Annotated in this window: 22 protein-coding genes and 1 tRNA gene; 14 read left to right on the forward strand and 9 right to left on the reverse strand. The window is 56.1% G+C overall.

All coding sequences use genetic code 11. From position 1 onward, the window contains the following. The first annotated feature begins 43 nt into the window (after nucleotides 1-43). Entirely contained in the window at nucleotides 44-259 is a 216-nt protein-coding gene (gene hfq / locus ABDK75_RS03705; RefSeq protein ID WP_369826498.1) for an RNA chaperone Hfq, read from the forward strand. Further along, nucleotides 256-1,563 (forward strand): GTPase HflX, encoded by a 1,308-nt coding sequence (hflX, locus tag ABDK75_RS03710; RefSeq protein WP_046901109.1) that lies wholly within the window; start codon nucleotides 256-258, stop codon nucleotides 1,561-1,563. The genes hfq and hflX overlap by 4 nt, the downstream gene beginning before the upstream one ends. Here the strand turns inward: hflX and ABDK75_RS03715 are convergent. From ABDK75_RS03715 to ABDK75_RS03730, 4 genes are all read right to left on the reverse strand, one after another. Beyond that, entirely contained in the window at nucleotides 1,536-2,702 is a 1,167-nt protein-coding gene (locus tag ABDK75_RS03715) for an OpgC family protein (RefSeq protein WP_211508654.1), read from the reverse strand. The genes hflX and ABDK75_RS03715 overlap by 28 nt on opposite strands. Before the next feature lie 203 nt (nucleotides 2,703-2,905). Continuing rightward, nucleotides 2,906-3,331 (reverse strand): cupin domain-containing protein, encoded by a 426-nt coding sequence (locus tag ABDK75_RS03720; RefSeq protein WP_264649219.1) that lies wholly within the window; start codon nucleotides 3,329-3,331, stop codon nucleotides 2,906-2,908. Further along, complete coding sequence (locus ABDK75_RS03725) at nucleotides 3,328-3,942, reverse strand: cupin domain-containing protein (RefSeq protein ID WP_346005014.1); 615 nt, start codon at nucleotides 3,940-3,942, stop codon at nucleotides 3,328-3,330. The genes ABDK75_RS03720 and ABDK75_RS03725 overlap by 4 nt, the downstream gene beginning before the upstream one ends. A gap of 84 nt (nucleotides 3,943-4,026) precedes the next feature. Next, a complete protein-coding gene (locus ABDK75_RS03730) occupies nucleotides 4,027-5,481 on the reverse strand; it encodes a SulP family inorganic anion transporter (RefSeq protein WP_346005015.1) in 1,455 nt (484 codons plus the stop codon). A 173-nt stretch (nucleotides 5,482-5,654) separates the two neighbouring features. Between ABDK75_RS03730 and ABDK75_RS03735 the strand changes: the two genes are divergently transcribed. Beyond that, the gene (locus tag ABDK75_RS03735) at nucleotides 5,655-6,518 is read left to right on the forward strand and encodes an SDR family oxidoreductase (protein WP_346005016.1); all 864 of its coding nucleotides are present in this window, start codon (nucleotides 5,655-5,657) and stop codon (nucleotides 6,516-6,518) included. Between the two features lie 76 nt (nucleotides 6,519-6,594). After that, nucleotides 6,595-6,670, forward strand: a tRNA-His gene (locus ABDK75_RS03740). A gap of 178 nt (nucleotides 6,671-6,848) precedes the next feature. Here the strand turns inward: ABDK75_RS03740 and ABDK75_RS03745 are convergent. From ABDK75_RS03745 to rplM, 3 genes are all read right to left on the reverse strand, one after another. Continuing rightward, nucleotides 6,849-7,928, reverse strand: coding sequence for a branched-chain amino acid aminotransferase (locus ABDK75_RS03745; RefSeq protein WP_046901115.1), 1,080 nt, complete (start codon nucleotides 7,926-7,928; stop codon nucleotides 6,849-6,851). A gap of 190 nt (nucleotides 7,929-8,118) precedes the next feature. After that, nucleotides 8,119-8,610, reverse strand: coding sequence for a 30S ribosomal protein S9 (gene rpsI / locus ABDK75_RS03750; protein WP_010502298.1), 492 nt, complete (start codon nucleotides 8,608-8,610; stop codon nucleotides 8,119-8,121). Between the two features lie 9 nt (nucleotides 8,611-8,619). After that, nucleotides 8,620-9,093, reverse strand: coding sequence for a 50S ribosomal protein L13 (rplM, locus tag ABDK75_RS03755; protein WP_346005018.1), 474 nt, complete (start codon nucleotides 9,091-9,093; stop codon nucleotides 8,620-8,622). Nucleotides 9,094-9,418: 325 nt separating this feature from the next. Between rplM and ABDK75_RS03760 the strand changes: the two genes are divergently transcribed. The 4 genes from ABDK75_RS03760 (at nucleotide 9,419) to ABDK75_RS03775 (ending at nucleotide 14,552) form a co-directional block, all read left to right on the forward strand. After that, a complete protein-coding gene (locus ABDK75_RS03760; protein WP_346005019.1) occupies nucleotides 9,419-10,834 on the forward strand; it encodes a hypothetical protein in 1,416 nt (471 codons plus the stop codon). After that, nucleotides 10,831-11,742: an NAD(P)H-binding protein gene (locus ABDK75_RS03765; protein ID WP_346005020.1), complete on the forward strand. Its 912-nt coding sequence runs from the start codon at nucleotides 10,831-10,833 to the stop codon at nucleotides 11,740-11,742. The genes ABDK75_RS03760 and ABDK75_RS03765 overlap by 4 nt, the downstream gene beginning before the upstream one ends. A gap of 87 nt (nucleotides 11,743-11,829) precedes the next feature. Then, nucleotides 11,830-12,765, forward strand: a complete 936-nt coding sequence (locus ABDK75_RS03770) for a DMT family transporter (protein WP_346005021.1) — start codon at nucleotides 11,830-11,832, stop codon at nucleotides 12,763-12,765. A gap of 365 nt (nucleotides 12,766-13,130) precedes the next feature. Continuing rightward, a complete protein-coding gene (locus ABDK75_RS03775; protein WP_099213132.1) occupies nucleotides 13,131-14,552 on the forward strand; it encodes a mannose-1-phosphate guanylyltransferase/mannose-6-phosphate isomerase in 1,422 nt (473 codons plus the stop codon). 9 nt (nucleotides 14,553-14,561) lie between these two features. Here the strand turns inward: ABDK75_RS03775 and ABDK75_RS03780 are convergent, their stop codons facing one another. Continuing rightward, complete coding sequence (locus tag ABDK75_RS03780) at nucleotides 14,562-15,152, reverse strand: nucleotidyltransferase family protein (protein ID WP_346005022.1); 591 nt, start codon at nucleotides 15,150-15,152, stop codon at nucleotides 14,562-14,564. Further along, nucleotides 15,152-16,117 carry an XdhC family protein gene (locus tag ABDK75_RS03785; RefSeq protein WP_346005023.1) on the reverse strand — a complete coding sequence of 322 codons (966 nt, stop codon included), beginning with the start codon at nucleotides 16,115-16,117 and terminating at the stop codon, nucleotides 15,152-15,154. Before ABDK75_RS03785 ends, ABDK75_RS03780 begins: the two co-directional genes overlap by 1 nt. 146 nt (nucleotides 16,118-16,263) lie before the next feature. Here ABDK75_RS03785 and ABDK75_RS03790 point away from each other — a divergent pair, with 146 nt between their 5' ends. The 6 genes from ABDK75_RS03790 to ABDK75_RS03815 all read left to right on the forward strand — a co-directional run bounded on the left by ABDK75_RS03790 (nucleotide 16,264) and on the right by ABDK75_RS03815 (nucleotide 21,076). After that, complete coding sequence (locus tag ABDK75_RS03790) at nucleotides 16,264-17,460, forward strand: molybdopterin molybdotransferase MoeA (RefSeq protein ID WP_346005024.1); 1,197 nt, start codon at nucleotides 16,264-16,266, stop codon at nucleotides 17,458-17,460. Further along, on the forward strand, nucleotides 17,450-18,487 hold the full coding sequence (gene moaA, locus ABDK75_RS03795) for a GTP 3',8-cyclase MoaA (RefSeq protein ID WP_346005025.1): 1,038 nt from the start codon (nucleotides 17,450-17,452) through the stop codon (nucleotides 18,485-18,487). Before ABDK75_RS03790 ends, moaA begins: the two co-directional genes overlap by 11 nt. A gap of 18 nt (nucleotides 18,488-18,505) precedes the next feature. Next, the gene (gene moaC, locus ABDK75_RS03800; protein WP_346005026.1) at nucleotides 18,506-18,988 is read left to right on the forward strand and encodes a cyclic pyranopterin monophosphate synthase MoaC; all 483 of its coding nucleotides are present in this window, start codon (nucleotides 18,506-18,508) and stop codon (nucleotides 18,986-18,988) included. Further along, nucleotides 18,985-19,812, forward strand: coding sequence for a MoaD family protein (locus ABDK75_RS03805; protein WP_346005027.1), 828 nt, complete (start codon nucleotides 18,985-18,987; stop codon nucleotides 19,810-19,812). The genes moaC and ABDK75_RS03805 overlap by 4 nt, the downstream gene beginning before the upstream one ends. Beyond that, nucleotides 19,809-20,315, forward strand: coding sequence for a molybdenum cofactor biosynthesis protein MoaE (locus tag ABDK75_RS03810; protein WP_099213138.1), 507 nt, complete (start codon nucleotides 19,809-19,811; stop codon nucleotides 20,313-20,315). Before ABDK75_RS03805 ends, ABDK75_RS03810 begins: the two co-directional genes overlap by 4 nt. 200 nt (nucleotides 20,316-20,515) lie before the next feature. Next, a complete protein-coding gene (locus tag ABDK75_RS03815; protein WP_198942027.1) occupies nucleotides 20,516-21,076 on the forward strand; it encodes a hypothetical protein in 561 nt (186 codons plus the stop codon). Nucleotides 21,077-21,103 lie beyond the last annotated feature (27 nt).

The following is a 21,103-nucleotide window of genomic DNA, read 5'->3' on the forward strand; positions in this document are numbered from 1 at the left end:
CGTGACGTCAGAAACTTCATCCACTTCCGCCGGAAGAGACGCTGTGCAGGAAGTTTTCCTCCAGCATCTCCATCAGATCGAGGCACCGGTCACGGTGTTTCTCGTCAATGGCGTGAAGCTTCAGGGGGTCGTAGCTCAGTTTGACAGCCACACGCTGCTGCTGCGCCGGGATGGGCATGTTCAACTCATTTACAAGCATGCCATCAGTACAATCATGCCCGTGGGAGCCCTCCCGCGGTTTGCGGACAATGAACTTTGAGCGGATTTGATACCAAGAAGCCTGCCACGCGTGCTGCTGTCATTCTCCCGTGGGAGAAATCGGGACAGCAGGAAGATATCCGGGCTGCAGATGCCCGTCTGGAAGAAGCGGTCGGTCTTGCTGCCTCCATCGGACTGGTGATCGTTCGGCAGGCGGCAATTCTGCTTCGGGCGCGTCGCCCGGCAACGCTGCTGGGTAGCGGGCAGGTCGAACAGCTTGCCGAAGCCGTGAAGCTGGATCAGGTCGATGTCGTCATTATCGATGCCCGCCTGTCTCCGGGGCAGCAGCGCAATCTGGAAAAGGCGCTGGGGTGCAAGGTTATGGATCGGACGGGTCTGATCCTTGATATTTTCGGTGCCCGTGCCGCCACCCGAGAGGGTGTGTTGCAGGTCGAACTGGCCCATCTCGAATATCAGCGCTCCCGTCTTGTACGTCTGTGGACCCATCTTGAGCGTCAGCGCGGTGGCTTCGGCTTCCTTGGTGGACCGGGCGAAACGCAGATCGAAGCAGATAAGCGAATGCTCGCGGACCGGATAGGCCGGATCAAAAAAGAGCTGGAGCAGGTTCGGCGCACACGTGGCTTGCATCGGGATGCGCGCAAGCGGGTTCCATTCCCGATTGTTGCCCTTGTGGGATATACCAATGCGGGTAAGTCCACGCTCTTCAACGCGCTGACAGGCGCGGCAGTCCATGCTGAAAACCAGCTCTTCGCGACGCTGGATCCCACGATGCGCGCGCTGCGTTTGCCGTCAGGGCGGAACGTTATCCTGTCTGATACAGTGGGCTTCATCAGCGATCTGCCGACAGAACTGATTGCTGCCTTCCGGGCAACCTTGGAAGAAGTCTCGCAGGCAGATGTCATTCTGCATGTTCGTGATGTGGCTCATCCGGATAGTGCCGCTCAGCGTGCTGACGTGCTGAATGTTCTGGACGGCATGGTGCGGGACGGCATGCTGGATGCCCAATGGCCGGAACGAACCATCGAGGTTCTGAACAAAGCAGACCTGATCGGCGGTGTTGAAGCCGTGCCGAAGCGTGACAACGCTGTGGTGATTTCGGCCATCACAGGCGATGGTATTCCTGATCTGTTCGAGACGCTGGACCAGTACCTGACGCAGTCCATGCAGGATGTAAAAGTCAGTCTGTCTCTGCAGGATGGTGCTGCACTGGCCTGGCTTTACCAGCATGGCGAAGTGGTCGAGCGGTTTGATCATGAGGGCGGGATGGATGTGCAGGTCCGTCTCTTCCCCATGGACTGTGAGCGCTTTGAAATCAGCTATCCCGGACGTGCTGCTACGGCTTGAGGGGCCATGCGTGCACGGGCCGCTTTCGCCTTCTGGCGGGAGCGGTCTAGCGGGATTGCCAGTGCGAAGGTGAGAATAAGCCCCAGGACATTAATAATGATCTGAAGGCCCAGGCCTGTTCCAAAGCTTCCAAGGATCAGGCGTCCCAGCAAATCCAGCACTGTGCCGAACGAAAACACTTCCAGCGAATTTCTGCCAAGCAAGGCCAGAATCTGGCCCAGACGATCGGCTGAAAAACGACGTAGAACACGTGAAGATTGTACGAGATAAAAGATCGACATGATGTCGAACAATCGCCAGACGGCGAGCGTCGATTTCCCATTGTTGGGTGGGGCCGGAAACAGGCGCAGCCCGCTCAGGTGCCAGTATTCATACGGAAAGCAGAGGATAAAGGCGCCAATCAGGTAGCTTCCACACAGCACCTTGGCCCATGTTCGGGCTGGCAGGTCGCCATTATGCTTTGATGCCCAAACGGCCCCGAGCACACCCAGAATATATAGAAACTGCCAACCGAACGGATTCATATACCAGCCATTCGGGTCCAGCCAGTTTGGAACCGTGATGCGCGGATCGATATTGGCAATCGCCCAGATGGCCGCACTGACGCCAAGCAGCAGCCAGACGCTTTTTTTCAGGGCAGCGTAGATCAGCGGGAAAAGAGCCAGAAGAACGATATAAAGCGGTAGAATGTTCAGGTAGCTCGGGAGCGCATCGAACGTCAGGATGCGCCATAGCCAGCCGTATCCGTGAGCCAGCTGAGGCTCAAGAATATATTCAGGTACGGGCTCGTAATGGCGCCAGTGCCGGACGGTCCAGACGAATACCAGTGTCATGGCTGTCTGATAAATATACAGCTTGGCGCAACGTGACAGGATGCGGCGGATACCGCTGGTCCAGCCGTCGCGGTCGATCAACCGACCATATGCCAGATAGGACGCATATCCTGCCAGCATGACGAAGATTTCAGCTGCGTCGGCAAAGCCGAAATTGCGAATGGTAATTCTGTTGATGAGATTATCAGGCACATGGTCAGCCAGCATCATCAGCAGAGCTGCGCCTCGCAGTGCATCGACACGATGATCGCGGGTATGCTTGCGCGGTAAAGGCTGTGCATCGGACGAAGAGGCTGGCAGCTGCATAGGGCCTTAATACAGTTTTCATCAAACCGGAGTATGAAGACTCGATTACCGCAACATTAAAGATTGTATGGAAAACAGAACCGCAGGGTGAAAGCAGACTGTTTCTTCTGCTTCACAAGAACGGTGATGTAATTCTTTTAATATTGATAAAATTTCAGAGATATTAAATTTCCTGAAGGAAATCGCTCCTGAAATGAAATCCGCTAGCGAGGAGGCGTCTGAACGTAGTCGTCTGCGGAGAAAGGCGGAGCCGAAATCGCGTAAAAACTCAGAGATGAGTGGGGGGTAGCCGCGATTTTATGCTTCAGGTGTGGACTGATGCGAATGACGTCCCCGGCTTTGACGGGATTAGCCTGATCTCCGAGCCAGACCGTGCCCTCTCCCTCATGAATCAGGAAGATTTCTTCCGAGTGTCGATTGTAGCTCTCAGGGTAGGCCGTTCCGGCAGTCAGGGTGAAGAGTGCGATGCTCTGGTGATGGGAGGGAAGTGCAGCGCCAATACCGATGAATTCCTGTAGCGTGCTTCCCGGTGCGGGATAAATGGCTGGAACATGGTCGGGGTGAACAACCTGTGCGGCAGCCAAGCCAGGTGCAAACAGAAGCGACAGAATACCAAGGCTGATCTTCATTGGACCTTGTCTTTCACACGGGTGAGGGCAGAGATCTGCTTGCGGAAGGCAGGGTAACGCTCGCTAAGGGCGTTGCGTTCACCTAACTGAAAATCTTCTGGAATAAAGCCTGGCGCCATGGTCGTGCCGACAAATGACCAGCCTGATGGCCCAGCGGGGGCTGAACCCTGCCAAACACCTTCCGGCACGACATAAGCGGGATGGTCTTTATCCAGCGTAATGCTCTCGCCCTGTCCATTAGGGTGAAGCAGTAGAAGATGAACGGGGTCTCCAGCATAGAAATGCCAGATCTCGGCTGTCTTCAGGCTGTGAAGTGCGGAGAAGTCACGCCGTGTTTCTACAAAGAGGATTGCTGTGGACAAAGGGTGCGTGACGCCATCATAACGGGCAGGCAAAGCCGAGCCAGCAATAGTCTCTGTGGTGCGCTGAAGCTGGGAAAACCAGCCGCCTTCTACAGGAACTGGCTGCATCTTGTAGCGATTGATCAGAGCTTGTGCCGCGGCAGAGATCTGGGCCACAGCGTCGCTGTCCTGAGACGCGGGCTGCGCGGAAGCTGAAGCCCCAGATGCTACGATGGAGCATATGAGGCTGGCAATAATAAATCTGCGCATCCGGGCAGCTTTCCTTCTCACGATCATGAGGAGGCCTTTGTATCCTGCTTCCTGCCCGGACGCGATTATTTCCTTAGAGGCGTCTCACATCGCCAGAAGCGTATTGTCTGACTGGGATGCAATTATGCCATGCTGCTCATGCTTCAAGCCTGTGACTTCAACTGTACGTCCATGACTTCGAAGCTTGTCCAGAACCTTTTCCAGTGCCTGAACGGACGTGACATCCCAGAACCGTGCATGCGTTAAATCGAGTACGACGAGGTCAGCGTTCGTCAGATAGTCAATTTCAGCCGAAAGGCCGTCTGCGGATGCAAAAAAGACCTGTCCGGAAATGGTGTAGGTCTCTGTTGATCCCTCGCGGTGGCTGGTTACGGTCAGGAGGCTGGCAGCGCGCCAGGCAAAAAACACACCTGACAGCAGCACCCCGGCAAGAACACCGGCAGCCAGATCATGCGTCAGCACGACCACAATAACGGTCACAAGCATTGTCAGGCTTGAAAGCTTGGGCTGACGTGTGACGTCTCGCAGGCTGCCCCAGGAAAAGGTGCTGATCGAAACCATGATCATGATGGCGACCAAGGCGGCCATCGGAACCTGTCCCACCCAGCGATGAAGAAGGACCATCAGGGCGAGCAGAAAAGCGCCTGCCGTGAAGGTGGAGAGACGTCCACGGCCGCCGTAACGCAGATTTCCGACTGTCTGGCCGATCATGCCACACCCGGCAATGCCGCCGAATGCTCCAACGAGGATGTTGGAGATGCCAAGGCCTGTGCACTCCATACGTTGATTGCCGTGCGTGTCCGTCAGGTCATCGACGACTGATGCTGTCATCATGGATTCCAGCAAACCCACGGCAGCCATGGCGACGGCATAGGGAATAACGGCGGACAGGGTCGCCCAATCCAGGTTGATGTGGGGAAGAGTGAGGTGAGGGAGACCGGTTGGGAGTTCCCCCAGATCTGACACCGTGTGAACAGGCATTGGATGGACCATTGTGATGGCCGTCAGCAGGACAATGCAGATCAATGGGGATGGGATGGCGTCAGAAATCTTGGGAAGCAGGTAGATGATGACGAGACCCAGAGCGATCAGGGCGTAAGTTTCCCAGCCAACGCCCAGCAACTGTGGCACCTGTGCGGAAAAGATCATGATGGCCAGCGCATTGACGAAGCCTGTGCGCACTTCCGCAGAAACAAACCGCATAACGGCCTGAAGGCGCAGAAGGCCGAAGACGATCTGTAGAGCGCCGGCAATCAGGGTGGCGAGCAGCATGGCCTGCACGCCGTGGGCATGTACGAGTGGCGCGGCAACGAGAGCAACAGATCCTGCGGCTCCTGAGATCATTCCGGGTCGGCCGCCAAAAATTGCGATTGAGACCGAAATGACAAAAGACGCGAACAGCGAGACCGCAGGTGAAACACCGGCGATGTAAGAGAAGGCAATGACTTCGGGAATGAGGGCAAACGTGCCGACCATGCCAGCCAGAACCTCACGCAGCGGGTTTTGTCCCCACTGGCGGCGGTAGAGAGCGGGTGTCATGACAATCCTTGAGAGTGAAGAGCTACAGGGTGCGACGTATTCGGGCCCGGCGCGGCAATGATGCGGCCAGTGTAACGTGCCTTGAAGCGGGATTGAAGATGTTCACGTCGAAAGATGATTGAACATTCACTGCATTAACGGCGTTGGCATGGCGACAACTTAAGGAGTTCGACATGAGCCGATATCCGAAGCCCCCGTTTGACACGCCATTGCAGAAGCATATTCCTGGCCAGACATCGGAAATGACACCCAAGCCTGATCATGGTGAGCAGACCTATGTGGGGAATGGGCGCCTGCGGGGTAAAACAGCGATCATTACCGGAGGGGATTCCGGGATCGGCCGAGCTGTCGCGATTGCCTTTGCGCGGGAAGGCGCAGACGTGGCGTTATCGTTCCTGCCCGAAGAAATGGACGACGCACGTGAGACTGCTGCGTGGGTCGAGAAGGCTGGCAGAAAAGCGCTGCTCGTGCCGGGAGACATTAAAGAGCGCTTCGTTTGTAAGGAAATCGTCGACAAGACGGTGGCCGAGTTCGGCAAGGTGGATGTGCTCGTCAATAATGCTGCCTTTCAAATCGAACGTGAATCTCTGGCAGATGTCAGCGAAGACGAATGGGACCTGACGTTCGATACGAATTCAGGCGCAGTGTTCCGTCTATCGCGGCTGGTTGTTCCTCATATGCCTGAAGGCGGTTCCCTGATTCACACCGTCTCTGTCAATGCGGATCGGCCAAAGCCAAAGCTGTTGGCCTATTCTGCAACCAAAAGCGCCATATTGAACTTCAGTGGTGGTCTGGCAGAGTTGCTGGCGGAACAGGGAATACGTTCAAATACGGTTGCTCCCGGGCCAATCTGGACGCCGCTGATTCCCGCAACCATGGGTGGAGAGCACGTTCGCGACTTTGGAGCAGATGGTCCGATGAAAAGACCGGGGCAACCTGCGGAGCTCGCCGGGGCCTATGTCTTTCTGGCCAGTGATGAGGCAAGTTACGTTTCGGGCGCCAATATCGCTGTAACTGGTGGTGTCCCTGTTATCTAAGCAGAAAATTGAAGAAAACTTTGAGAAAGGGCTAGACGCCAGCTGAACCTTTCTCTAAAGAACGCATCGCTGTGTGGCGGATGTAGCTCAGTCGGTAGAGCGCCGGTTTGTGGTACCGGTTGTCGCGGGTTCGATCCCCGTCATTCGCCCCAGCAATCTCTCTTAAAAATATTGCCTGACTAAAGCCCAGTACGGGTTTGGGTACGTTCTTTCGGATGTGTAGCTGCGCAATCCGTATCTGATGCCGATCAGAAGCTAAAAGCCTGATCTGTGATTATTAAAGTTATAAAAAACTCCTGCCAGTATTGAACTGACAGGAGTTTTTTGTCGTCAGACGATGCGATGCACCCAGCCATGGGCGTCATTGGTGCGGCCACCCTGAAGATCGGTCAAAATTTTCTTCAGTTTGGTTGCCACCGGACCCGGCGTCTCGCCGTCACCAAACACGGCTTCCCCAGAAGGGCGGACTAGCTTGCCAACGGGTGAAAGCACCGCAGCAGTGCCGCAGGCGAAGGCTTCGGTGTATTTCCCGGATGCAGCTCCTGTGAAGATTTCGTCGATTTCAACGGGTTCTTCAATGACTTCGATGCCGTTGTCGGCAGCGAGTCTGATCAGGCTGTCACGGGTGATGCCGCGTAGAATGGTGCCTCCGAGGGGAGGCGTGACGATCTTGCCGTCGTTGCGCACGAACATCACGTTCATGCCGCCCATTTCTTCAACATAACGGCGTTCACGGGCATCGAGGAACAGAACCTGATCGCAGCCTTTCTCTTTGGCTTCGGCCTGAGCGACAAGGCTGCCGGCATAGTTGCCGCCGCACTTGGCTTCGCCCGTGCCACCAATGGCTGCTCGGGTGTAGAACTCGGAAACCCAGACAGAGACGCAGCCTGCACTGAAATAGGCGCCTACCGGGCAGGCGATGACAATGAACAGGTATTCGCTTGCAGGCTTTACGCCGAGGAACACCTCATTGGAGATCATGAAGGGGCGAAGATAGAGGCTTTGTCCTTCACCAGCCGGAACCCAGTCCTGGTCGATCCGGACGAGTTCATCAACGGCTTGAATGAAAAGGTCTTCGGGCAGTTCAGCCATGCCCATCCGGCGGGCTGAGGCTGCGAAACGGGCTGCGTTGGCTTGCGGACGGAACGTCGCAATATGACCATCAGCTTCCCGATAGGCTTTCATGCCCTCGAAAATTTCCTGTCCGTAGTGCAGGACTGTGGACGCCGGATCGATGCTCAGGGGGCGGCGCGCTGTAATTTTGGCGTCGTGCCAGCCTTTTTCGCTCGTATAGCGGATGGTCGCCATATGATCAGTGAAAACACGACCGAAAGCCGGGCTGACAAGAAGCTGCGCGCGATGAGCCGGGTCCATCGGGGTTTCGGTTTTTTCAATAGTGAAGGTCGTCATGAAAAGAACTTCCGCAAGCTACTCTGATAAACGTGCGGGGCACTCTGCCACAGGAGTTGGGGAGAGGCGATAGGGAAATATTATTTCCAAATTCACTTTCTGATAGAAATTAAAGTTTGCGCGTCAGGCATGAAAAAACCCCGGCCACATCGTGACCGGGGTTTCTCCAAAGCTTCGAAAAGCTGACGGATCAGCGCTTCGAGAACTGGAAGGAACGACGTGCCTTCGCACGGCCGTACTTCTTACGCTCGACAATACGGCTGTCACGCGTCAGGAAGCCAGCAGCCTTCAGGATGCCACGCAGGCTCGGCTCGTAGTGCGTCAGTGCACGGGAGATACCGTGACGAACTGCACCAGCCTGGCCGGACAGACCACCACCAGCGACTGTGCAATACACGTCGAACTGGTTGTAACGGTCAGCGATCAGGAACGGCTGCGTCAGAAGCATGCGCAGAACCGGACGGGCAAAATACGTCGTGACCGGACGGCCATTGACGATGATGTCACCCTTGCCAGGCTTGATCCACACACGGGCTACGGCGTCCTTACGACGGCCGGTAGCATAGGAACGGCCCTGGGCGTCACGCTTTACTTCGTGAACCGGGGCGGCGTTGGTGGCTACTGCAGGAGCAACGCTCGCAAGGTCCTGCAGCGTGCCGGTGCGCTCTTGGGTCTCGGACATGGTCAGGCCTTACGACTCGTGTGAGATTGTGTTCTTGCGGTTCAGGGCAGCCACGTCCAGCTTGACAGGCTTCTGGCCGTCATGCGGGTGCTCGGAACCAGCGTAAACATAAAGGTGCTTCATCTGAGCACGCTGCAGCGGACCGCGCGTGATCATGCGCTCAACAGCCTTCTCGACAACGTGACCCGGGTTCTTGCCCGTGAGACGCTGCGTGATGGTGCGCTCGTTGATGCCACCCGGATGACCCGTGTGGTAATGGAAGAGCTTCTGGCCGAACTTGTTACCCGTCAGAGCGATCTTTTCTGCGTTGATGACAACAATGTTGTCACCGCAGTCGACGTGCGGGGTGAACTGCGGCTTGTGCTTGCCGCGGAGACGAGTAGCGATGATGGTGGCGAGACGGCCGAGAACGAGCCCTTCGGCGTCGATCAGCACCCAGTTCTTCGTCACCTCCGCCGGCTTCAGCGAACGTGTGGTCTTCATTAGTGACATTCCAGCTTGGGGCGCGACAGGGCCGCGCCGTGGATGGCGCTTTCACAAACAGAAAAATTCTCTGATGAGAATGCTGCTGCCTGGAAAGCGGATCAGGTGCGGCCTTATTGCGGGCTCGCGCCTTTCCGTCAAGTCATCTTTTGGAATCATGATGGCTGATTCGGCCCGGTTTCCAGCCGTTTTGAGCTATGAGGTATTATAATACCGCAATTTTTTTGGGTCTGATTTGCCCCGGACGCCCGGAATGGTATCCTGCCCTCAATTCAGGGACCGCATCTTCCTGTCCCCAGTGTCGATGAAAAACAGGAAAAACAACGTGAAACGCCCTTGGCTCACAACGAGCCTGCTCGCAGTCATCGCTGGAATGAGCGCGATTGGTATCCATCACGCAGCCTCTGTTGCGCTTGATCGGGGGATTTCCCGGTTCCGTGCCTCCCTTCCTGTGGGAGCAACCCTGAGCTATTCCGCCGCGCGCCCGGCCATCCTCGCCCGTGGAGCGTTGCTGACGGATGTCATTCTTCAGAATGGCAACATGACGTTCCGGGCACATACTTTACGTCTGGGTCATCCAATCCCGACACCTGATGGTGGCCTGACGCTGTCCCATATGGATATGGTGGATCCGTCTCTCCAGACGCCTACTGCGGTCATCCGGGCTCATTCCGTCACTCTGAATCATCTGGTGACTCCTCCGCCTCCCGCAGGGAAAAGCGGTCTGGAGTCGCTTGATCTGGGGCATCTGAATCTGGAGCGTGGATATATTGATCATCTGTCGGTGCAGAATCTTTCGCAGGTTCTTCAGCCGAACAGCATGCACTTCAACAGTCTGACGTCAGATTCGATCCAGATTGATGGTTACGGCCCGGGACGCACGACAACGATCGCGATCCAGAACGGCCTTGCCATTGCGTCCCGTACGACGCTTCAGCCTGACGGAACGCCTCGCGCCATGTCAGTGCAGATGTCTCTGAAAAATTTCCAGCTTCGCCAGCCTGAACTTGCCACCCGGATTGCCTACGAGCAGGCGGGGAACGAGGCCGCTGCCTATGCGCTGCCACCTCTTGAAAGCATGAAGCTGAGCGGCACGCAGATCATTTCGGCAGACAGAACGTTCAGCATGGATACGCTGATTGGCACTGGAACGCGTAAAAGCGGCAAAGACACGACGGTTTTCGAAGGAGAGGGTTTTCACACACACTCTTCAAGCGGCAAAGTGCCGGTCCATATTGATGGGCATTCTTCAACCTTGAAATATGCGCAGGAGCGGATTGCGCAGACGGGCGAACTGCATGTGCAGGGTGTCTTGAACATTCCAAACTTCACCGAAGCTCATTTCGGCATGAATTTGCTCGGTCCTTCGGATCAGCAGCTCAAGGTTGGAACAGCCAAAAATCCGCATGATGCCATTCAGCTGGCGCAGGTGACGCTCACGTTGCATGGCGATCGTTTGGTCCAGTCTCTTCCGTCCCTGAATGCAGGACGCCCTCTGGACGGTGCCGCTCAGGACCAGGCAAGAACGGTTCTCGCGCAGGGAATGGAAATGGGGCTGTCGCCATACCCTGCCCTGGCGGCTCTGCCGGATTACTTCGCGAACCCCAATGACCGCACGTTATCGATTACTCTGACACCAAAGCCGCCTTTGACGCTCACAGCATTAGCAGCAATAGCGTCGTCGCCTACGGCAGCCATGACGTTGATGTCGCCGGACAATCTCAAGGTGACCGTCCAGTGAGCCAAAGCGCCAGCACGTCTACGATCTGCATTATTGGCGCCAGTGGTCGTTCAGGCTCGGCGCTCTCTCGTCAGCTGATTAACCAAGGGCACAATGTCATCGCTGTTGTGCGGAGCCGAGGAAAACTGGCTCCTGATCTTGCAGAGATGTGCACAGCCGTAAGACAGGCCGATCTGACAGATCCGGTTGCTCTTCCAATTGCGCTGGAGCAGGCGGACGTTGTCGTGAATACAGCTCATGCCCGTCATCTTTCAGCCATTCTGCGTGCAACCCGTGCGCCTGTTGTTGCTCTTGGCAGTACTCGCAAGTTTACGCGTTGGCTGGATGATCATGGTCGCGGGGTGCTGGCAGGCGAAGCTGCCCTCAAGGCAGATGGCCGCCCTTCCATTCTTCTGCACCCGACGATGATTTATGGTGCTCAGGGAGAGGATAATGTGCAGCGGCTTGCGAGGCTTCTGGAGCGTCTGCCGATTGTTCCACTTCCTGGCGGTGGGCGCTCGCTGGTTCAGCCCATTCATCAGCAGGACGTCACGCGCTGCGTTGTTGCGGCCATTGATCTTATTCTGGGTGGGAAAGTCAGCGGGCCAGAGGTTTTTGTCATCGCTGGCCCCAATGCTGTTCCCTACCGAACGTTTGTTCGGATGATTCTCTACTTTTCAGGGCTCGGTGGTCGGCCAATCATCTCGCTTCCTGCGTGGTTTCTGATCGCTGCTGCTCACATCATGCGGCACGTTCCTAAGCTGCCCACAATTGCGCCGGAAGAAATCCGACGCCTTTTGGAAGACAAGAACTTCGATATTGCTCCGATGAAGGAGCGCCTGGGCGTGAACCCGATGCCGTTTGAGATAGGGCTGCAGAATCTTTTGGCAGTGCCGCCCGCTCATCAGGATCATACAGATTGGTTTTAATGTTTTGTCACATTGACTGCGCGGCAGATGAGGTCTCCATAGTCTCCGGGCCATTATGACGGTCCGGAATGCGTGGAGACTCATCGGGTGAATCTGAAGTTCCTCTCATCAGGCATGATGTTGTCTTTCGCCGCTTTTGCCCTTTTTTCCATTAGCGATGCCTGTTCCAAAGGCCTTGCTGGGCAACTGGATCCGTTTGAAGTCGCTTTTTCAGGCGGTATTTTCGGTTTCCTAATTCTGCCGTTCATCCGAAAGCCACAGGAATCCTATTCCGATATTTTCGCGACGGATCGCCCGTCCATGTGGCTGTTGCGTGCGTTTGCAACATTTGTGTCCACGGCTTCCAGTGTCATGGCTTTTATGCTGCTGCCGATGCCAGAAGCATTGTCACTCATGTTCCTGATGCCATTTTTCGTGACCCTGATTTCCGTCGGAATTCTGAAAGAAAAGGTCTCCGGGTGGACCTGGCTTTCAGTTGGTGTTGGATTTCTCGGGGTCTTGATCGTTCTACGACCGGGCGTGCGGGCGTTTCATCTGGGGCACTTCTGTGCGGTGATCGCAGCCATGGCGAATGCTGCCAGTGTGATTGCCTACAGACTGGCAGGCAACCAGAGCGCCCGACTGTCCTTGTTTGGGTCAAGCCTGTTTGGCCCGCTGATCGGTGATGGTCTTTTGATGCTGGCACACGCCACCTGGCCACATGGTGCTGGGAACTGGGCGCTTCTGTTCGGATACGGTTTTCTGGCCGCTCTTGGTCAGCTCTTTATGATGATGGCAACGGCTCTGGCGCCGGCTAACCGGGTTGCACTGCCCCAGTACAGTCAGATGCTCTGGGCAGTTGCATTCAGTTATCTGCTTTTTCATCAGCCGTTGGATAACTGGACGTTTGTGGGCATCGTTATCGTAACACTTTCCGGCATGCTGCATTGGGTGCGCCAGAAGCTTCATTATGAACGGCTGGCCCTAGAAGGGCACTGGCAAAAACATCATCCGTCTTCTCGTCCGCCTGCTGAAGTGGCTTGAGTGGCGGGTAGCGGGCTGGTGCCTTTATGAGGGGCTGGCTGAGTATTTTCTGAGACATTCAGAAGCGTTGAGTAGCGAGACGTTTCTGCAGAAACGTATGTTTCTCTTATAAAAGATTAGTGATCGTCAGAATAAGATGCGGTTTCGTTTTTGCGGTAGTCTTGTGAGTATCTGCAATTGTCTCAGTTTTTGACCTGAGCATCTCATTTTTGTCGCGATGTGTCCGTATGTACTTTTGGGCGTCTCCAAGGTTCTTTGTGCGTGACGCGATTGGCAATGCTCGTTAGCCCCTGTAAAATCGTTCGCAACTATGGCTGCGGACGTGCGTGGCTACTTTTATTAACTGGTGGAAGAATATCTGCTCCATGGTTCAGAACGTCGTCCCAGTCATCCTCTCTGGTGGGTCCGGAAGCCGCCTGTGGCCGGTTTCACGCAAAAGCTATCCAAAGCAGTTCTGGCCTCTTCTGAGTGATAAGACGCTCATCCAGGAAACTGCTCTTCGAGGGCGAGCTGCGGGCTTTGCCGATCCGGTTGTCATCTGCAATTCAGAGCATCGCTTCATCGTTGCTGAGCAACTGCGCGACGCGGGGATTCACAAGGCCAAAATCGTTCTTGAGCCGGTTGGCCGAAACTCTGCTCCTGCTATTGCTGCTGCGGCTTTCATGGTCGCAGAGCAGGATCCAGACGCCATCCTCTGGATTATGGCAGCCGATGCAGCCATTACCGATGAGACCGCTCTTCAGCACTCCCTGAAAGATGCCCTGAAGGCGGCAGAGGCTGGCCGGATCGTCACGTTTGGAATGAAGCCGACGCGACCGGAAACGGGTTATGGATACATCGAAGCCGGTGCTGAACTGGCTGGTGTACAGGGCGTCTATGAAGTGTCCCGCTTCATTGAAAAGCCGCAGGCAGCCAAAGCCGAAGAACTTTTCCAGTCCGAGAAGTGTCTCTGGAATTCGGGAATGTTCTTTGCGAAGGCTGGCGTATTCCTGAAAGAGACGGAACAGTTCGAACCCCGGATTTACGAAACCGTTGGGCAGTCGGTACGCAATCGCCATACCGATATGGATTTCGAGCGACTGGAAGAAGAAAGCTTTTCCGCTGCGCCAGATATCTCCGTTGATTACGCTATTGCCGAGCGCACCAAGCTTGCAGCCGTGGTGCCGGGTAATTTCGGGTGGTCGGATATTGGCAGCTGGGATGCTCTCTGGGATCTGACGCCTAAGGATGCAGAGGGAAATGCGACCTTCGGCGATGTTTTCCTTGATGATGCGCGCAACTGTTACGTCCGTTCAGACGGTATCATCGCCACAGTTGCTGGTGTGGATGATCTGATCGTGGTGGTGACACCGGATGCGGTAATGGTCTCGCATCGTGATCGTGCTCAGGATGTGAAGCACATGGTAAACCGGCTGGCGCAGGCAGGCCGCAAGGAAGCTGTCGCGCACAACCGGTGCTATCGTCCGTGGGGCTTCTACGAAAGCCTCATCCAGGCCGATCGTTTCCAGGTCAAGCGTATCGTGGTGGAGCCAGGGGCGAAGCTCTCCTTGCAGAAGCATTTCCATCGTGCGGAGCACTGGGTCGTTGTTGGTGGAACCGCCATGGTGACACGTGACGAAGACCTGGTGATGGTTCGTGAAAACGAAAGCATCTATCTGCCGTTGGGCTGTGTTCACCGTCTGGAAAATCCGGGCAAGATCCCTTTGACCCTGATTGAAGTTCAGTCCGGTCCTTATCTCGGGGAAGATGATATCGTTCGCATTGAGGACGTATACGCACGAAGCTGATCTGAGACGTCAGGCAGGCGGATCAATCCACCCTGCCTTGACGGCTTCGGCCATTTGATCAGGAGTATCGAGGTCTTCGAGCAATTCGGGGGCCTCGATTTTTTTTGGTGGCAGGTCTGCCCACAGGTCCCGAAATCCTTTGTCCCCACTGACTTCGGGGGCCTTGGCTAATGTGGCGGCAGAGACGCGAACCGGAATCCCCATCGCGCCTTTTTTGTACTGTGTGACGACATTTGCATTGGCAGGGAGGGTGTCTCGCAACCGGAGCAGGTGTGGGAGAGATAGCCTCGGCTGATCTGTTCCCGCGATGAGAATTGACCTGTCCCGTCCCCTCAAAGCTCGTGCTGCGCATTGAATGGAACTTGCCAGGCCGGTGTTCCAGAGCGGGTTGTAGCATATGTCCACAGGGAGCCCTTGAAGGGCTAAGGCGACGGCTTCGGCGGAGCCTCCGGTGATGATGACCAATCGGTCCGGAGATGTGCTCAGGAGAAGTTCTGCAACGTACCGGACAAGCGGTGTGCCCTGACGGGTGAGCAACTGCTTGGGACGATTCAGTCTCGTGCTGCCGCCTGCGGCAAGAAGAACTGCGTCATGGGGCATTACGCTGGGCGGTTCGCTGTGATCTGGGATAAAATTGACAGAGCGATCTGCATCGGATTGCGTGCGTTGATGTCCATCCCTGCGGGCAGGTGAAGTTTCTCCAGATCTTCTGCGGTGATGCCGGCAGCATGTAACGCAGCAAGCCGATTGGAGATTTTGCGCCGGCTGCCCAGAATTCCAACGCAGAAGGCGTCGGATTTCAGAGCTTTCGAGGCGATGGCCAAGTCAGTGTGAGCATCGTGGGTCAGAGCGTAAACTGCGCTCCAGGCGTCCAGATGCAAATCATGCAAAGCCTCGTCCAGATAGCGACGATCGTAGCACTCCGGCGCCAGTCCTTCCGGCGGAAGCGCAGGACCCAGTGGGCGCAGCAGGAAAGGCTCAACCCCGAACTGGGGGGCCAGCTTCAGAAGAGCCAGTGTCACCGGATCTCCCCCCGCGACAATCAGTCGAATCGGTGGCGCGTATCGTCGTACAAATAGATTACCTTGGGTTTGCATAGCTGAAGGCGAAACATGCATCTCGCCGGTTTCAAGATTCGTTTGGACGATGATGGCCTGACGGGCTTCTCTCGCCTGACGAAGCGCAGCGACATAAGCGGCAAGGTTTGCGATGGGCCGAACGAAAATGCCGATCCTGCCACCACAGGTTAATTGAATATCCAGAACCGGGCTGCCTGCGCCATAATCCAGAGATCTGGGCTGGCGGTCTTTCAGGCATTGCAGGGCTTCTGCTGCGACTGCTGCTTCCACGCATCCGCCAGATACATAGCCCTGTACGTCTCCCGCACTGGAAATGGCCATTTCACTGCCAAGGGGGCGGGGAGATGATCCGGTGATTGACACCAGCGTAGCAAGGGCTACCTCTTTCCCCTGTGCCAGCCAGATCTCCAGGTACGGGAGGAGATCGTCTGTCAGGCCATAGTCTGGCCACTGGGGAAGAGGAACAAGCCCGTCCGGCCCAATCATGAAATATCCTTTCCTTTATGGGGCCATGAGACTAATCCCAAATGCGTTTGTGACATAGCCTGTCATGCCGGGGAGTTGATCGGGGTGGCATCAGGTCTATATCGGCAAAGATGAACTCCGGACACGGATCATCAGTGGAGCGGAAATTGGTTGAACTCCTGAGCGTCGCGCAGGCCGTGGATCTTGTCCTCGGATATGCAGGTCATTTTGGAACGGAACATGTTCCACTGGCCGAGGCTTCTGGCCGCATCCTGCAACAGAGTGTCCATGCCGAACGTGATCAGCCTCCTTATGATCGGGTCATGATGGATGGCGTGGCTTACCGTTACGGCGCAGGCGCAGTTCTGGGCTGCCATGGTGTCCAGCGCGCAGGGATACCCGCGCGGCCTCTTCCAGATGGAGCGACTTGCCTGGATGTCATGACGGGAGCCGTTTTGCCGGAAGGGGCTGACACCGTTGTTCCCGTTGAGCGACTGATCCGTGATGGCAAGCATGTGCATTTCGAAGCCGGATATGAGCCCCAGAAAGGCCAGTTTGTTCATCTGAAAGGATCAGACTGCGAGGCGGGGCATGAACTCCTGAAGCCTGGTCTGCGCCTGAATGGGCCTGCATTGGCGGTGCTGGCTGGTAATGGATATCCCACCGTTGAAGTCTCCAAAGTGCCTTCAATCGGCATTGTGGCCACGGGTGATGAACTGGTCGATGTCGGGACGGCTGTTCAGAGTTGGGAAATCAGGCGTTCAAATGAATACGCTTTGACGGGAGCTTTGGCTTCGAGAGGCTTTACCCGTCTTGAACGTTCCGTTGTCCCCGATGATCTGGCCGAGACCATGCTGGCACTGGAAAAGCAGCTCGCCCGGCATGAGGTGCTGATCCTGAGCGGCGGCGTCTCGATGGGGCAGTTTGATCACGTCCCCAAGGCGCTGACGAAACTTGGTGTGGAGCGGGTTTTTCATAAGGTTGCGCAACGTCCCGGCAAGCCACTCTGGTTTGGGGTTGGTCCTGAAGGGCAGCGCGTTTTTGGTCTGCCGGGAAATCCCGTGTCGGCCACCTGTTGTGCCACACGTTACGTTATTCCCATGCTTCTGGCGGGGCAGGGCGTCAATCGGCCAGAAACCTACTCTGTTAAGCTCGATGCTGATGCTGCACGTGTGTCGACATTGACCCGCTATCTGCCCGTTCGTGTCCGGCATGATGCCTCCGGGCAGGCATGGGCAAGCCCTTATCCGATGCCCACATCTGGCGATTTCAGCTTTCTTGCGGCAACGGATGGGTTCGTGGAGTTGGCGCCTGGCGATGTCGCTGCCCCAGCCGGGTCCCATGCTGTGTTCCATGGCTGGTAGCACGTCTCCCGATCCTGTACGGGACCGCTTCAATCGCCCGCTGCATGATTTGCGGATTTCGGTGATGGACCGGTGCAACTTCCGATGCCCTTACTGCATGCCGGAAGCGACGTATCATGAACATTTTCGCTTTCTGGAGCCCAAGGAACGTCTGAGCTTTGACGAAATTGTCCGGGTCGCAGAGGCGGCGGTATCGCTGGGCGTCACCAAATTGCGTCTCACAGGGGGTGAACCTCTTCTGAGGCCTGATCTCGTCTCTTTGGTGCGCAGGCTGGTCGCAATTCCAGGCGTCGAAGATGTGGCACTGACGACCAATGGTGTTCTGCTAGGCCGACATGCGCAGTCTTTGAAGGATGCTGGTCTAGGGCGCATTACGGTAAGCCTGGACAGTCTCGATCCCGCTATTTTTGCACGAATGAGCGGGGGGCGGGCGCAACTCGAACCGGTTCTGGAGGCTATCGAGCACGCGCAGGCATTGTCGTTTCCCGGTGGGGTTAAGCTGAACACCGTTGTGCAGCGTGGGGTGAATGATGACGGGGTCGAAGCTTTGGCTGCCCGCTTCCGCCATACGGGTGTTATCGTCCGTTTCATTGAATACATGGACGTCGGCACGCGGAATCACTGGGAGCTGGGTGAAGTTGTTCCATCCCGTGAACTGGTCGAGCGGTTGAACGCCCACTGGCCGCTTGAGCCACTGGGCGCGCAGTATCAGGGTGAGGTTGCGCGTCGGTATCGGTATCAGGATGGTGCGGGTGAGATTGGGTTCATTTCTTCCGTAACAGCGCCGTTCTGTGGGGATTGTTCACGGGCGCGACTGTCTTCGGAAGGGCAGATTTATACGTGCCTTTTCGCCTCGGAAGGGACAGACCTGCGGTCACTTCTTCGCAGCGGGGCAGATGACGAGGCTTTACGCGAGCGTCTGGCTTCGGTGTGGCGGATGCGTACCGACAGGTACAGCGAAGAACGAACCGCCGGTGAGGCATCTTCGACGAAACGTCGGATAGAAATGAATTATATCGGTGGTTAGATCGGGAGATCAGGACGGATGAAAACGCTCACTCATGTTGATGAACGTGGTGAAGATCCGCGCATGGTGGATGTCAGCGGCAAGACCGTGACAGACCGCACGGCTCATGCTCAGGCCCGTGTTCTCTTTCCCCGGGACGTTGCGCAGACGCTGAGTGAAGCCGGGTTCATGACCAAGAAGGGTGCGGTTCTGACTGTCGCGCAGATTGCGGGTGTCATGGGTGTGAAAGCGACGTCCCAGCTGATCCCGCTGTGTCATCCTCTATCCCTGAACGGATGTCGTGTGGAAATCACGATGGAGGGCGATGAAGCCGTCATTGACTGCCGCGTGTCCTGCCTGGGCAAAACAGGTGTGGAAATGGAAGCCCTGACGGGTGCCTCAGTCGCTGCTCTGACGATCTATGACATGTGTAAGGCCCTGTCTCATGACATGGTCATTCGCGAAGTGAAGCTTATGGGAAAGGCCGGTGGAAAGCGTGACTTCCAGCGGATTGAAGCATGAGGCCGCTTTACGGTCTGGTTCTGGCGGGTGGCGTTAGTGCGCGGATGGGGCAGGACAAGGCTGAGCTGACCTATCACGGAGCACCCCAGTTACAGGTGGCGTATGAAACGCTTTCTCCGCTTGTAGAACGCTGTTTTGTCTCTGTGCGTCCGGCACAGAAAGAGGACCGGTTACGGGCACGGTTTCCTCAGATTGTTGACACTGTCGCTGTAGACGGTCCAGCCGCTGGCCTTCTGTCTGCACATCAGGCATTCCCGGAGGCCGCCTGGTTGGTTCTGGCGTGTGATCTGCCGCTTCTGGATCAGGTTACGCTTGAAACTCTGATTACTGCCCGTGATGATCGGCATGTGGCAGTGTCTTACCGCAGCGAACATGACGGACTGCCAGAACCTCTCTGTGCGATCTGGGAGCCGAGGGCGCTGGATGCTCTGGCGCTTCAGGTCGAAGGAGGACGGAAGTGTCCTCGCAAGCTTCTTATCAATAGCCAGACGTTACTGCTTTCCCCGCGGACAGTCGGTGCTCTGGATAACATCAATACTCCGGAAGAACGTGCAAGCGTCTCACGGCGATTGGGAGGACAGATGATCCGCCTCGATGTGGAATATTTTGCTCAGATGCGTGAACTCGCAGGGCAGAAAATGGAAACTGTGGAAACGCATTTCGGAACGGTCGGTCCGCTTTATGAGCAGCTGAAAGAAAAATACGGCTTTCCGTTCGAGGCTGATCGCCTGCGGGTTGCTTTGAATGGAGATTTCGCACCTTGGACGCAGCCTTTGAAGAGCGGGGACCACGTTGTGTTTATTCCGCCGGTGACGGGCGGATGACCCATTTTTTGATGGCTGATGCGCCAGTCGATCTGAACATGCTGCGAGAGGGCTTACATCTGGCTGAAGCTGGTGGCTTCTGCACTTTTGAAGGCTGGGTTCGCAATAGCAACGAGGGCCGTCCAGTGGATGGTCTGGAATATGAATCCTACGCTGCTCTCGCTGAAAAAGAGGGTGCGCGGATTATTGAAGAAGCATTGGCTAGATTTGAAATCAGCCATGCTGTGGCCATGCACCGGACGGGAACACTACGGGTTGGGGATGTTGCCGTCTGGATCGGCGTGTCCGCGCCTCATCGCGATGCTGCATTCCGAGCCTGTCGTTATATCATCGACGAGATCAAGCACCGGGTGCCCGTCTGGAAGAAAGAGCATTATCTGGATGGTGACGCCGAATGGGTGGCCTGCCATCACTGTCAGGTCGCTCCCCGGATAAGCGATGACGATCACGGGCACGACCATCATCACCACCATGATCATGGGTCTTGCGGTCACAAGCACTGATCTATTGCCCGGCGAGTGCGTCCGACTATGGCCGGGCATTCTCTTCTTTCTGAAAAATCAAAGTGTTGCTGTCCTCTTTCCAGGAGAGGGCAGCGAGCATTTTTTTCGTGCAACAAGCGTGCGGTCACGCATTTTTAGTTTGATATTGCAAATCATTCTCAATTAGAGTGTCTCTGGTTCTGCTGATTCGGAGATTGATCATGACACGGACACCGCTTTTCCTGTCTGACCTGTGCTGCTGCGAAAGACTGGCACTCTGGAGTATCCGGTGTCTGGTCAGCCGATACCGCCTGCCGTACTGCCATGAAACCCGCACGACGGATGGCATGTTTCCGGCATCTTTCCGTCCTGTTCTTGATGCCGCGGAGCGCGCGTTCGAGGATGCAGCCCAGCATCTGAGAGAAGCCGGGCAGCCTGTGCTGGATATCAATCCGCCGGGCTCTCAGGGGCTAAGTGCGATGGAGGAGCGCTTTCTCCAGGGGATCCAGACGGTGCAGAATGATGGCCAGAAGGAAGTCTTTCACCTTCTCGCCGACCTTTTTCCCGAGCGACTGATGCAGGGCTACATCGTCACGGCTCTCGCCCTGATTTCAGACTGTATGGCTGGGATCGGTCATTGGCTTCCGCGGCATGAGCGCAAGACGGCAGGGGCCGGAGCTTTGTCATCTCTGGCACGATGGAAAAAGATCCATCCGGCTGAAATGCGGGTGCTTTGGCCACGGGATATCCCTCAGGCCTGGGCGGGACGCACTCTACACTGAATTCTGCTGAAATTTGCAGAAGACGAA

It is taken from the genome of Gluconobacter sp. OJA (genome assembly GCF_039638325.1).
In the GTDB taxonomy this organism is placed as follows: Bacteria; Pseudomonadota; Alphaproteobacteria; order Acetobacterales; family Acetobacteraceae; genus Gluconobacter; species Gluconobacter cerinus.

Excerpts from the sequence above, each read along its gene's own strand:
- ABDK75_RS03715 (WP_211508654.1), bottom strand. The coding sequence starts at position 2,702 with ATGCAGCTGCCAGCCTCTTCGTCCGATGCACAGCCTTTACCGCGCAAG.
- ABDK75_RS03720 (WP_264649219.1), bottom strand. The coding sequence starts at position 3,331 with ATGAAGATCAGCCTTGGTATTCTGTCGCTTCTGTTTGCACCTGGCTTG.
- ABDK75_RS03725 (WP_346005014.1), bottom strand. The coding sequence starts at position 3,942 with ATGCGCAGATTTATTATTGCCAGCCTCATATGCTCCATCGTAGCATCT.
- ABDK75_RS03730 (WP_346005015.1), bottom strand. The coding sequence starts at position 5,481 with ATGACACCCGCTCTCTACCGCCGCCAGTGGGGACAAAACCCGCTGCGT.
- ABDK75_RS03735 (WP_346005016.1), top strand. The coding sequence starts at position 5,655 with ATGAGCCGATATCCGAAGCCCCCGTTTGACACGCCATTGCAGAAGCAT.
- ABDK75_RS03745 (WP_046901115.1), bottom strand. The coding sequence starts at position 7,928 with ATGACGACCTTCACTATTGAAAAAACCGAAACCCCGATGGACCCGGCT.
- rpsI (WP_010502298.1), bottom strand. The coding sequence starts at position 8,610 with ATGTCCGAGACCCAAGAGCGCACCGGCACGCTGCAGGACCTTGCGAGC.
- rplM (WP_346005018.1), bottom strand. The coding sequence starts at position 9,093 with ATGAAGACCACACGTTCGCTGAAGCCGGCGGAGGTGACGAAGAACTGG.
- ABDK75_RS03775 (WP_099213132.1), top strand. The coding sequence starts at position 13,131 with ATGGTTCAGAACGTCGTCCCAGTCATCCTCTCTGGTGGGTCCGGAAGC.
- ABDK75_RS03780 (WP_346005022.1), bottom strand. The coding sequence starts at position 15,152 with ATGCCCCATGACGCAGTTCTTCTTGCCGCAGGCGGCAGCACGAGACTG.
- ABDK75_RS03785 (WP_346005023.1), bottom strand. The coding sequence starts at position 16,117 with ATGATTGGGCCGGACGGGCTTGTTCCTCTTCCCCAGTGGCCAGACTAT.
- moaA (WP_346005025.1), top strand. The coding sequence starts at position 17,450 with ATGGCTGGTAGCACGTCTCCCGATCCTGTACGGGACCGCTTCAATCGC.
- moaC (WP_346005026.1), top strand. The coding sequence starts at position 18,506 with ATGAAAACGCTCACTCATGTTGATGAACGTGGTGAAGATCCGCGCATG.
- ABDK75_RS03805 (WP_346005027.1), top strand. The coding sequence starts at position 18,985 with ATGAGGCCGCTTTACGGTCTGGTTCTGGCGGGTGGCGTTAGTGCGCGG.
- ABDK75_RS03810 (WP_099213138.1), top strand. The coding sequence starts at position 19,809 with ATGACCCATTTTTTGATGGCTGATGCGCCAGTCGATCTGAACATGCTG.
- ABDK75_RS03815 (WP_198942027.1), top strand. The coding sequence starts at position 20,516 with ATGACACGGACACCGCTTTTCCTGTCTGACCTGTGCTGCTGCGAAAGA.